The organism is Streptomyces carpinensis, assembly GCF_002154505.1.
Taxonomy (GTDB): domain Bacteria; phylum Actinomycetota; class Actinomycetes; order Streptomycetales; family Streptomycetaceae; genus Streptomyces; species Streptomyces carpinensis.
Window position 1 is genome coordinate 1 of the sequence record NZ_MUBM01000779.1, and the last position, 588, is coordinate 588.

Annotated in this window: 1 protein-coding gene; it reads right to left on the reverse strand. The window is 75.5% G+C overall.

All coding sequences use genetic code 11. The annotated features are described in order from the left end of the window. Positions 1–370 (reverse strand): YoaK family protein (locus BZY54_RS48730; protein ID WP_143668477.1); only part of this gene is annotated, 370 nt, incomplete at its 3' end. Between the last annotated feature and the right edge of the window lie 218 nt (positions 371–588).

Below are 588 nucleotides of genomic sequence, written 5' to 3' on the forward strand. Positions count from 1 at the left end.
CCGGCGCGGCGAAGGCCACCGCCGCCGACACCCCGACGAGCACCGCCTCGACGGCGAGCGTCACCCGGGCCCAGGCGCGGCGCGAGTCGGCGCCGTAGCGCACCGCCACCCGGCCGCCGGCCAGCGCGCCCAGCAGGAAGCAGGCCAGGGAGGTGGCCGTGTGCGGCACGGAGAAGCCGGGCGCCCCGGCGGCGGCGAAGCCGAGGACCACCACGTTGCCGGTCATGTTCGCGGTGAAGACGTGCCCGAGCCCGAGGTAGCTCACCGCGTCGATGATCCCGCTGACCACCGTCAGCCCCAGCAGCACGGCCACCAGACGCAGCCCCCGCGCCTCGCGGTCCTCCTCCGACCGTGCGTCGTCCGTTGTCATGGTTCCTCCGGTCACCTGGACGGGCGGGGTGGGGCCAGTCCCACCACGGACGCGGGGGGCGTTCGGATGTCCGGGTGGGCCGCGTCCTCCGTAGCGTCGGGGACATGCCGAAGGACACGCGCAAAGCACAAGAGAAGCAGACCAGTTGGCCGATGCGGCGCGGGCTCGCCGCGACCGCCGCCCTGCTGCTCGCCGCACTCGCCGCCGCTCCCGCGGCC